The sequence below is a fragment of the Kitasatospora nipponensis genome (assembly GCF_039528135.1).
Taxonomy (GTDB): Bacteria; Actinomycetota; Actinomycetes; order Streptomycetales; family Streptomycetaceae; genus Kitasatospora; species Kitasatospora nipponensis.
This window is the reverse complement of record NZ_BAAALF010000240.1, coordinates 1-10,685: the sequence shown is the minus strand read 5'-3', so window position 1 is coordinate 10,685 and position 10,685 is coordinate 1. Positions and strand designations below refer to the sequence as shown.

9 protein-coding genes are annotated in these 10,685 nt (G+C 75.2%); 6 read left to right on the top strand and 3 right to left on the bottom strand.

Translation table 11 applies throughout. The features are described from left to right. Nucleotides 1–156 precede the first annotated feature (156 nt). On the bottom strand, nucleotides 157–720 hold the full coding sequence (locus ABD323_RS36525) for a TetR/AcrR family transcriptional regulator (protein ID WP_344446402.1): 564 nt from the start codon (nucleotides 718–720) through the stop codon (nucleotides 157–159). Between the two features lie 253 nt (nucleotides 721–973). Here ABD323_RS36525 and ABD323_RS36520 point away from each other — a divergent pair, with 253 nt between their 5' ends. From ABD323_RS36520 to ABD323_RS36495, 6 genes are read left to right on the top strand one after another with little or no spacing between them, the layout of a single operon-like run. Next, nucleotides 974–1,984 (top strand): agmatine deiminase family protein, encoded by a 1,011-nt coding sequence (locus ABD323_RS36520; RefSeq protein ID WP_344446401.1) that lies wholly within the window; start codon nucleotides 974–976, stop codon nucleotides 1,982–1,984. Beyond that, nucleotides 1,981–3,615: an ABC transporter substrate-binding protein gene (locus ABD323_RS36515; RefSeq protein WP_344446400.1), complete on the top strand. Its 1,635-nt coding sequence runs from the start codon at nucleotides 1,981–1,983 to the stop codon at nucleotides 3,613–3,615. Before ABD323_RS36520 ends, ABD323_RS36515 begins: the two co-directional genes overlap by 4 nt. Continuing rightward, nucleotides 3,612–4,571, top strand: coding sequence for an ABC transporter permease (locus tag ABD323_RS36510; protein ID WP_344446399.1), 960 nt, complete (start codon nucleotides 3,612–3,614; stop codon nucleotides 4,569–4,571). Before ABD323_RS36515 ends, ABD323_RS36510 begins: the two co-directional genes overlap by 4 nt. Beyond that, complete coding sequence (locus ABD323_RS36505; protein WP_344446398.1) at nucleotides 4,568–5,476, top strand: ABC transporter permease; 909 nt, start codon at nucleotides 4,568–4,570, stop codon at nucleotides 5,474–5,476. Before ABD323_RS36510 ends, ABD323_RS36505 begins: the two co-directional genes overlap by 4 nt. Further along, complete coding sequence (locus ABD323_RS36500; protein ID WP_344446397.1) at nucleotides 5,473–6,498, top strand: ABC transporter ATP-binding protein; 1,026 nt, start codon at nucleotides 5,473–5,475, stop codon at nucleotides 6,496–6,498. Before ABD323_RS36505 ends, ABD323_RS36500 begins: the two co-directional genes overlap by 4 nt. Continuing rightward, complete coding sequence (locus ABD323_RS36495) at nucleotides 6,491–7,300, top strand: ABC transporter ATP-binding protein (protein WP_344446396.1); 810 nt, start codon at nucleotides 6,491–6,493, stop codon at nucleotides 7,298–7,300. Before ABD323_RS36500 ends, ABD323_RS36495 begins: the two co-directional genes overlap by 8 nt. Before the next feature lie 70 nt (nucleotides 7,301–7,370). On the opposite strand, the gene ABD323_RS36490 is transcribed toward ABD323_RS36495, so the two are convergent. Together ABD323_RS36490 and ABD323_RS36485 are read right to left on the bottom strand one after the other, a co-directional pair. Further along, nucleotides 7,371–10,244, bottom strand: coding sequence for a condensation domain-containing protein (locus ABD323_RS36490; RefSeq protein ID WP_344446395.1), 2,874 nt, complete (start codon nucleotides 10,242–10,244; stop codon nucleotides 7,371–7,373). After that, nucleotides 10,241–10,685, bottom strand: a 445-nt coding sequence (locus ABD323_RS36485) for a phosphopantetheine-binding protein (RefSeq protein WP_344446394.1), incomplete at its 5' end; no start/stop codon positions are given. The genes ABD323_RS36490 and ABD323_RS36485, both read right to left, overlap by 4 nt.

The window sequence follows — 10,685 nt, the reverse complement described above, 5'->3', positions numbered from 1 at the left end:
CCCTACGCTCCGAACCCTCCCAGAGCGTCTCGCTCAGCCGCCTCTACTTCCTGTAGCCGCAGGGCCCCACTCCCGGGCGGGCCGCCCCGGCGGTCGGCCCGCCCGGGCACCACCCACCCCCTCGTCACTCACCCCGCCCCGCCGCCGTGCCCGGCGTCACAGCTCCGCGGCGATCGCGTCCAGCAGCAGCCGGCGGGCGTGGTCGAGGGGCAGCGAGCCGCTGAGCCAGCGGATGCTGAGCCCCTCCAGCAGTGCGGTCAGCCGTTCGGCGGCGGCCGCGTGGGCGGGGGCGGTGCCGGCGGGCCGGGCCCGGGCGAGCAGGTCGGCGGTCTCGTGCACCCAGCTGTGGGTGGCCCGGGCCAACTCCTCGCGCAGCTCCGGGTCGAAGACCGCGCTCGCTCTCAACTCGCCCCAGGCGGTGCTGTTCTCCCGCACCTCCGGGCTGTCCTGCAACTCGCGCAGCAGGGCCTGTTCCAGGTCGCTGCGCGGGTCGGCCTGGGCGGGGCCCGGGTCCCGCTCGGCGGTGTACCGGTCCGCGCGGTCGTTGATGAACCCCAGGGTCTGGCGCAGCACGCCGGCGCGGTCGGTGAAGTGGTAGTAGATCAGCGAGGTGGAGACGCCCGCTTCGGTGGCCAGGTCCGCCACGCGCAGCCCGCGCACGCCACTGCGTGCGATGACCCGGGTGGCGGCCCGGAGTATCTCTGTTCGACGGTCCGACATGATCCATCACTCTACCGGCGTCCGGGCGATCCGCCGACGTTTCCTGACCAGAATTTCAGGGCCCGTGCCGCTGCTCTCCCTTGATCTAGCGGTTTCCCTGCCCAGGTATTGACTGAATTTTCAGTTCGGTGCAGGATGCCGGTCACCACCTCTCCTCCCCGAAGCGGCGCCTGCCGCCCCCTGCGGTGACCACTCCCGCACTCCCGAGCTCATCCCCCTCCTGACTGAAACTTCCAACAGAATGAGAGTCACCATGAACGTCCGTATGCCGGCCGAGTGGGCCGAGCACGAGGGCTGCCTGATGGCCTGGCCGACCCGTCCCGAGCTGTGGGGGGCGACCTTCGAGGAGGCCAAGCAGGAGTACGCGCAGGTAGCCCGGGCGATCGCCGGCTTCGAGCCGGTCACCATGGTCTGCCTGCCCGGGCGGGCCGAGGAGGCCCGCGCGCTGTGCGGCGAGGGCGTCGAGGTGGTGGAACTGCCCATCGACGACTCGTGGTTCCGCGACTCGGGACCGATCTTCGTGCTCGGCCCCGACGGGTCGCGGGCCGGGGTGGACTTCCGCTTCAACGCCTGGGGCGGCAAGCACCACCCCTTCGACACCGACGACCGGATCGCCGCGCTGCTGCTGGAGCGCGCCGGCGTCGAGCGCATCGAGTCCACGATGATCCTCGAGGGCGGCGCGATCACGGTGGACGGCGAGGGCACGCTGATCACCACCGAGCAGTGCCTGCTGCACCCCAACCGCAACCCGGGGATGAGCAAGGCCGAGATCGAGGCCGAGCTGGTCGCCCGGCTGGGCGTCAGCACGGTGATCTGGCTGCCGTACGGCGGGCTGGAGGACACCGAGACCGACGGGCACGTGGACGGCGTCTGCGCGTTCGTGGCACCCGGCACCGTGGTGGTGCAGCTGCCCAGCGACCCGCAGCACCCGGACTACCAGCGGATGCGGGCCAACCGGGCGGTGCTGGAGGCGGCCACCGACGCGCAGGGGCGCCGGCTGCGGATCATCGACGTGCCGCAGAGCGCCTTCGTCGACGTCAACGGCAAGCGGACCGAGGTCGGGTACCTCAACTTCTACATCGCCAACGGGGGCGTGGTCGTCCCGGTCGCGGACCACCCGCAGGACCAGGGGGCGCTGGACGTCATCGCCGCCGCGCTGCCCGGGCGCAAGGTGGTCGGCGTGCGCACCCGGGTGATCGCCTACGGCGGCGGCGGCGTGCACTGCATCACCCAGCAGGTGCCGGCCGCGGGGGTGACCGCGTGAACCGCAGACACCCGCGCCGCGCCCTGCCGCTCGCCACCGCCGCGCTGGCCGCCCTGGGCCTGGTCGCCGCCTGCTCGGGGCCGCCCGCCGGCGGCACCCCGGGCGCCGGCTCCGCGGCCTTCGCCCTGTCGGCGGGCACCCCGGCGGCCAAGGGCGACCTCGCCTCGTTCAGCTGGGCCTCGTACGCCGAGCCGCTGACGCTGGACTACCTCAACGCCTTCGACTACCCCTCGAACACGGTGCTCGCCAACGTGTGCGAGAGCCTGATGCGCTGGACCCCGCAGCTGACCGAGGAGCCGGGGCTGGCCGAGAAGGCGAGCAACCCCGACCCGATCACCTGGATCTACGACCTGCGCCCCGGGGTGAAGTTCCACGACGGTGCGGTGATGACCGCCGACGACGCGGTCTTCAGCCTGCAACGCCAGATGGACCCCAACAACGCCGCGGCCTGGGCGACGGTCTTCCAGAACGTCGACTCGATCACCAGGACCGGCCCGCTGCAGGTCACCGTCAAGCTGAAGGAACCCGACTCGCAGTTCCCGCAGTACATGGCGAGCGCGGCCGGCGTGGTGGCCAGCGAGGCCGCGATCAAGGCGGCCGGCAAGGACTGGGGCAGCGGCACCGTCGACTGCACCGGCCCCTACAAGCTGGGCACCTGGAACAAGGGGCAGTCCCTCGAACTGGACCGCTTCGACGGCTACTGGGGGACCCGGGCCAAGTCCCAGAAGGTGGTCTTCCAGTTCCTCAAGGACCCCTCGGCGCGCACCAACGCGATGCTCAGCGGCGAGGTCGACGGCGGCTACCTGATCCCCACCGAGAGCTACCAGCGGCTGCGCGCCAGTGGCGCGGGCACCCTGTACTTCGGCGAGAGCCTGAGCACCGTCAGCGTCAACGTGACCAACATGCAGGGCCCGCTGGGCGACGTGCGGGTGCGCCGGGCGCTGTCGATGGCGCTGGACCGCCCCGGCTTCGTCAAGACGGGCCTGGCCGGCAACGGCACCGTCACCGCCGCGCTGACCGACCGGGCCGCCTGGACGGCCGGCTCCGCCGGGACCCGGGCCGCCGCCTTCGACCTGCCCTCGCCCGGCACCGACCTGGACCGGGCCAAGGCCCTGGTCAAGGAGGCCGGCGCCACCGGCAGGACGCTGACGGTGGCGACCAGCGCGATCGGCCAGGACGTCTCGCTGCTGGCCACCGCCGTGCAGGCGGCCGGCACCAGCATCGGGCTGGACGTCCGGCTGAAGACCATCGCCCCCGACGCCTTCAGCGCGCTGTTCACCGACCCCACCGCCCGCGAGGGCATCGACATGTTCCCCGAGACCTACTACCTGTCCATCACCGACCCGATGGACCTGCTCACCAACTTCCAGACCGGCGCCGGCCAGAACTTCGCCGGCTACAGCGACCCCGCCTACGACGGCCTGGTCAAGCAGGTCCAGGCGGCCTACGACCCGGCCCAGCGCCTGGCGCTGGAGGCGCAGTTGCAGAAGAAGGCGGCCGACCAGGTGCTCTGGATCCCGGTGGCCGAGTGGCCCACCGCGGTCTTCCTCAACAAGCGGATCACCGGCGCGCCCACCACCATCTCCTACCTCTACTACCCGTGGGCGGCCGATGTGGGAGCCGCCGAGTGAGCGTGCTGAGATTCGCCGCGCGGCGGCTGGCCGAGATGGCCGCCACCCTGCTCGGCGCCTCCTTCGTGATCTTCGGTGCGATGTACCTGGCGCCCGGCAACCCGGCGAGCTTCCTGCTCTCGGGCCGCTCCGCCTCACCGCAGGCCCTGAAGGCGATCAACGACCAGTACCACCTGAACGACCCCTTCGCCGTGCAGTACCTGCGCTGGCTGGGCCAGGTGCTGCACGGCGACTTCGGGCGCTCGATCGAGTACCGCACCGACGTCTCCACCCTGCTCGCCGACCGGCTGCCCAGCACGCTGCTGCTGGTGGCCCTCGCCCTGGTGCTGGTCGTGCTGCTGGGCCTGGCGCTGGGCTGGATCGGCGCGGTGCGCGGGGGCGCCACCGACTCCACCATCCTGGTCACCACCACCTTCGCGGTCGGCACCCCCTCGTTCGTGGCCGCCGTCCTGCTGCAGGGCCTGTTCGCGGTGAAGCTGGGCTGGTTCCCCAGCGGCGGCACCGGCAGCGGCCTGCCCGACCAGCTCTGGCACCTGACGCTGCCCGCCGTCGCGCTGGCGCTCTACCTGATCGGCATGCTCGCCCGGGTCACCCGCGCCGCGATGCTGGAGGTGCTGGGCCAGGAACACGTCACGGTGGCCCGCAGCCGCGGGGTGCCCGAGGGCCGGCTGATCCGCCGGCACGTCTTTCGCAACGCGCTGGGCACCGTGCTGACCACCGGCGGCCTGATCGTCTCCACGCTGCTGATCTGCACCGTCCTGGTGGAGTCGGCGTTCAACGTCGGCGGCATCGGCCAGCTCCTCGAACTGTCCACCACCACCAAGGACTTCCCCGTCGTCCAGGCGATCTCGCTGATCATCGTGGCGCTCTTCATGACGGTGAACCTGCTCGTCGACCTGCTCCACCCGCTGGTCGACCCACGCGTGACCCTCACCCGGCGGAGGTCCGCGGCATGAGCACCACTCCCGACCACGCCACCACCCCGACCCCCCGCACCGCCCCGACCCCCCGCACCGCCCTGATCCGCCGCACCGGCCTGGCCCGGCTGCGCACCACCCGCGCCCCGCTCTACCGGCTCTGCCTGGGCTTCGTCGCCCTGGTCGCGCTGCTGGCGGTGCTGGCGCCCTGGATCGCCCCGCACGATCCCAACGCCGTCGACCTCTCCAACGCCCTCGCCGCACCCTTTGGCGACCACCTGCTGGGGCTGGACGCCTCCGGCCGCGACACCCTGTCCCGGCTGATCACCGGGGCCCGCACCTCCCTGCTCGGCCCGCTCGGGGTGGTCGCCTTCTCCACCGCGGCCGGCGTGGCGGTGGGCGCCACCGCCGCCTGGCGCGGCGGCTGGCTGGACTCGGTGCTCTCCCGCGGCACCGAACTCGTCTTCGCCTTCCCCGGGTTGCTGCTGGCGATCCTGATCGTCTCGATCTACGGCGAGGGCCTGATCGCCCCGGTGATCGCGCTGGCCATCGCCTACCTGCCCTACGTCAGCCGCCTCACCCGTTCGCTGGTGCTCGCCGAGCGCACCCGCCCCTACGTCGAGGCCCACCAGGTCCAGGGCCACTCCGGCCTGCAGATCTGCCTGCGCCACGTGATCCCCAACATCGCGCCCGTGGTGCTGGCGCAGTCCACCATCAACTTCGGCTACGCGCTGATCGACCTCGCCGGGCTCTCCTTCCTCGGGCTCGGCATCCCCGCCCTGACCCCCGACTGGGGGCGGATGGTCTTCGACGGCGAGAGCGCCGTCCAGCACGGCTACCCGCTCTCCGCGGTCCTGCCGTGCGCCGCGATCGTGCTGACCGTCGTCGCCTTCAACGTCGTCGGCGAGCGCTGGGCCGACCAGGTCGCCCGGAGGGACCGATGAACACCCTCGACATCCAGGCCCTGCGCCTGCACCTGCCGAACACCGCCAGACCCGTCCTGGACGGCGTCGACCTGACGGTGGCCGCCCGCGAGACGGTCGCCCTGGTCGGTGAGTCCGGCTCCGGCAAGACCCTCACCTCCCGCAGCGTGCTGCGCCTGCTGCCCGCCGGCGCCCGGGCCGAGGGCGCCGTGCGGGTCGCCGGCCAGGACGTGCTGACCATGACCGCCGACGAGCTGCGCACCCTGCGCACCCGCACCGCGGCGATGGTCTTCCAGGACCCGCGGGCGGCTATCAACCCGCTGCGCCGCCTGGGCGACTTCCTCACCGAGAGCCTGCTGCTGAGCGCGGGCGCGAGCCCCGAGCAGGCCGAGCGGCGGGCCGGCGAGTTGCTGGCGGCCGTGGGCCTGGGCGAGCGGGTGCTGCGCCAGTACCCGGGCGAGCTCTCCGGCGGCATGCTGCAACGCGTCATGATCGCCGCCGCGCTGATGGGCGGGCCCCGGCTGATCCTGGCCGACGAGCCCACCACCGCACTGGACGTCACGACCCAGGCGGAGGTGGTCTCGCTCCTGGGTGAGCTGCGCGAACGCTTCGGCACCGGTCTGCTCTTCGTCACCCACGACCTGGGCCTGGCCGCGGCCATCAGCGACCGGGTCTACGTCATGTACGCCGGGCGGATCGCCGAGACCGGCCCGGCGGGCGCCCTCTTCGAGCGACCCCGCCACCCCTACACCGCGGCGCTGCTCGCCTCCACCCCGCGCCTGGACGCCCCGCGCGGCCGGCTCGCCGCCATCGAGGGCCGGCCACCGGGGCTGCGCGAGGCGGTGACGGGCTGCCCGTTCGCCCCGCGCTGCCCGCTCGCCAGCTCGCTCTGCGCGGAGCAGGCCCCCGAGCTCATGCCGCTGGCCTTCGAGCCGGAGCACCTCACCGCCTGCCACCACAGCGACCGGCTCGGCGACCGGCCCGACGGCGCGGGCAGCCGACAGACCAGCGACCGGCTCGACGAGGAGAACACCCGTGCCTGAGACCCTCCTGGAGGTCAGAGGCCTGCACCGCGCCTACGGCGGTGTGCGGGCGGTCGACGACGTCTCGTTCCAGCTGGCCGAGGGCGGCTCGCTGGGCATCGTCGGCGAGTCCGGGTCCGGCAAGACCACCACCGCCCGCATCGTGCTGGGCCTGGAGAGCGCGGACGCGGGCCAGGTCCTGATCCGCGGCGAGGACCGCACGGTGCGCCGGCGCGGGCGCGCGGAGCGGCTGCGCCGGGCCCGCCAGGTCCAGCTGGTCTTCCAGGACCCCTACCTGTCCCTGGACCCGCGCACCAGCGTGCGCGACGCGCTGCGCGAGACCCTCGACCTGCACCTTCCGCGCGGCGACCACGAGGGCCGGATCACCGAACTGCTCGACCAGGTGGGCCTGGGCGCCGGCCAGGCGGGCGCGCTGCCCCGGCAGCTGTCCGGCGGGCAGCGCCAGCGCGTCGCCATCGCCCGGGCGCTGGCCGTGCAGCCGGCCGTCCTGGTGCTGGACGAGGCGGTGGCCGCCCTCGACGTCTCGGTCCAGGCGCAGATCCTCAACCTGCTGGCCGACATCCGCGAGCGGACCGGCATCGGCTACCTCTTCATCACCCACGACCTGGGCGTGGTGCGCTGCGTCACCGACGAGGTGATCGTGATGCGCCACGGCCGGATCGTCGAGGCGGGCCCCACCGACCGGGTCCTCGACCACCCCGAGCACCCCTACACCCGGCTGCTGCTCGACTCCGTCCCGCGCCCCGGCTGGGACCCGCGGGCGATCGCCGGCGCCCGCCGGGCGCTGGCACCTCAGAAGTGAGTCCCGCCCCGAAGGCCGGGCCGGCGACCACCGGCCCGGCCTTCGGGCGTGCCCGGGCCCGGTGCCCGCCCTACCGCGCCGAGACCATCGCCGCGAGCACCTCGCGCCAGCCCTCGCCCGGCCGCTCGCGCAGCAGCGGGGCCAGCGCGTCGGCCCGGTAGCGCCACGGGCGCCGCAGGTCGGCGTCGGCCTGCGCCCGCTGCTCGACCGCACTGGCGGAGCCGAGCAGGCGGGCCAGTTCGGTGGCGAAGTCGAGCGAGCCGCCGTGGCCGCTGACCGCGTTCAGCACCGGTCCGGCGCCGGCGGCCGCGCCGTCTGCGCAGCCCAGCACCGCGCGGGCGAGTGCGGCCGAGTGCACCCAGGCCGCCCCGTACCAGCCCTGCTCGTGGTCCTGCGGGTCGGGCAGCACGAGCGGCGCGCCGGCCAGCGCGGCCTGGTAGAGCGCGCCGGTCGCCCCCCAGCGCAGCTGGTCGCGCAGGCGCTGCTGCGGGCCCCAGACGATCGGCGAGCGGACCGCCCACCCGGCGCCCCGGCCGCCCGTCCCGGCCGCCGCCAGCAGGATCCGCTCGCAGTCCACCTTGCCCTGCCCGTAGGCCGAGAGCGGGGGTTCGCAGGTCGCCCCGTCGGTGACCTCGACGGCGGCCGGGTGGCCGTAGGCGTCCACACTGCTGACGAAGACGAAGCTGCCGCGGCGCCAGGAGTCCACCAGGACCCGCATGGCCGCCAGGTCGGTTTCGGGCGAGGTGAAGGTGCAGGCCGCGTGCACGATCGTGTCGACCCCCTCGGCGGCCGCGCGCAGGCTCTCCAGGTCACCGAGGTCGCCGCGGACCACCTCGACGCCCTCCAGCGCCACCAGGTGCGCGGACTCGGGGCGGGCCAGCGCGCGCACCGGGCGGCCCCGGTCGAGCAGTTCGCGCAGGATCGCGGCGCCGACCCCGCCGGTGCCACCGGTGAGCAGCACGGTGCCGGCCCGGGTCGCCCCACCGCGCGCCGCCCGCCGCTCGGGGGCGGCGGCGCTGCGGGCGGCGGCCCTCTGCGCGCCCGCCCGGGTGTCCAACAGCGCGGCCACCGCGCGCGGGGTGCGCTGCTCCAGGATGTCGAGGCCGGTCAGCGGCAGGCCGGTGCGCGCCCGCAGGTGCTCGGCGAGCTTGTCGGCGAGCAGCGAGTGGCCGCCCAGCTCGAAGAAGTCGCCCTCGGTGGCGGGGCGGGCACCGAGGAACTCGCCGAAGCCGTCCCGCACCGCGGCCACCCGCTCGCCGTCCACCGGGTCGCCCTCCACGCGCCGGGCCTTCGCGGGGCCGGCGCCCGGCAGCCGGGCGAGGTCCACCGCGCCGTCGGGGTCGCGCGGCAGGCGGTCCACCAGGGTGACCGCGGCGGGCAGTCGGTCAGCCGGCAGGCGCGAGCGCAGAGCCATCCGCAGCTCGGTGCCGCTGGGTGCGGCCGGGCCCCGGGCCACCACGAACGCCAGCGGCGGGCCGTCCTCGCCGGCCACCACCACGGCCTCGCTGACCCGGGGGTCGGCCAGCAGCGCGGCCTGGGCCGGGTGCGGGTCCGGCGGCGCCGCGCCCAGCGGGCTCCCGGGCAGCTCGCCGAGCGCCCGGCCGCCGCCCACGGCCACCGCCGCGAGCAGTTCGGCGAAGGAGTCCAGCAGCAGGCGGGCCGTTGCCTCGGCGAGCACGTCGCTGTCGTACGGCACCAGGCAGCGCGGACGCGGGCCGTCCTCGACCAGCAGGCCGAGATCGAACTTGGCCCGTCCCAGGTCGACGTCGACCGGCTCGGCCGCCAGACCCGGCAGCCGCAGCGCCTCGGCGGGCCGCACCAGGTCGCAGCTGACCGAGAGCAGCGGGGTGCCGTCAGCCCCGCGGGCGGCCGCCCCCAGGCGCTCGACCACCAGGTCGAACGGGACCTCGTGGTGCTGCTGCGCGCCGAGCAGCGCGCCGCGGACCCGGTCCAGCAGCTCGACGAACGACGGGTCGCCGGTCAGGTCGACCCGCACCGGCAGGGTGTTGACGCACAGCCCCACCAGCCGCCGCAGCTCCGGCCGGGCGCGGTGGCCGCTGGCGCAGCCGAGCGTGAGGTCGGCCTCCCCGGTGGCCCGGTGCAGGGTGGCGAAGGCGGCGGCCAGCACGACGGTGAAGAGCGTGGCGCCGTGCTCCCGCCCCAGCCGCCGCAGCCCGTCGAGGGTCTCGGCGCCCAGCGGCGCGGTGAGCAGCCCGGCCGTCCGGGTCCGCGGCCCGGTGGGGGTGCCGCGCGGCAGCGGCACCGGGCGCGCCCCGGCGAGTTCGCCCGCCCAGGCCTCGACCCCGGCGGCCAACTCGCCCTGGCGGGACCGCTCCCAGCGCGCGAAGTCGGCGTACTGGAGAGCGGGCTGCGCCAGCTCGGCGGGGTGCTGGCGGCCGGCGGCCGCGTAGAGCTGCGCCAGCTCCTCGGCGAGCACCGGCAGCGAGCCGCCGTCGACCGCGATGTGGTGCAGGGTCAGCAGCAGGGTGTGGTCGTCCGGCGTGTGCCGCAGCACCAGCGCGCGCAGCACCGGTCCGCCGGCCAGGTCGAACGGGCGGGCGGCCTCGGCGCGCAGCAGGGCCGGCGCCTGCTCGGGGTCGGCCGCCAGCACGGGGACGGCCACCGGCTCGGGGGCCGCGGGCTGCTGGTACGGCTCGTCGCCGTGCTGCCCGTAGCGGGTGCGCAGCACGGCGTGCCGCTCGGTGAGGCCGGTCAGCGCCACGCCGAGGGCCGCCAGGTCGAGCGGGCCGCGCAGCCGGGTGGCCAGCGGTACGTGGTACTGGGCGCCGCCCTGCCCCAGGCGGTCCATCAGCCACATCCGGTGCTGGGCGTGCGAGAGCGGGGCCGGGCCGGCGGTGCGGGAGCGCGGCACGGCGGTGCGACCGCCGCTGGCGGGCCGCCGGCGGGCCAGGCGCAGCAGCTCGCTCTGGTCGGTGGTGCTCATCGGGCCTCGTCCATGACGTCGGTGGTGGTGGCGGTGGCGACGACGGCGTCGTGCGGCCCGCCGTGCGCGGCCAGCAGCGCGCGCTCGACCAGCAGGGCCTGGCCCGCGACGGTCGGGTGGGCGAAGAACTCCGCCAGCGACAGCTCCACCCCCAGGTCCTCGCGCAGGTCGTCGACCACCCACATGGCCATCAGCGAGTGCCCGCCGCCGGCCAGGAAGTCCGCGTCGGGGTGCTCGACGGGACTCCCCAGAGCTCGCGCCCAGGCCTCGGCGACCGCCTGCTGCAGGGGCGTCAGCGCGGCGGGAGCGCCCGGCGCCGGCTGCGCCGCCGCGGCGCCGGCCGGGCCGTCCTCGCCGCCGCCCGCCCGGTCACCGGTGGGCAGCGCCCGGGGGGCCACCCTGGCGGGGCGGGGGGGGGGGAGGGTCTCCCGCACCGGCCCG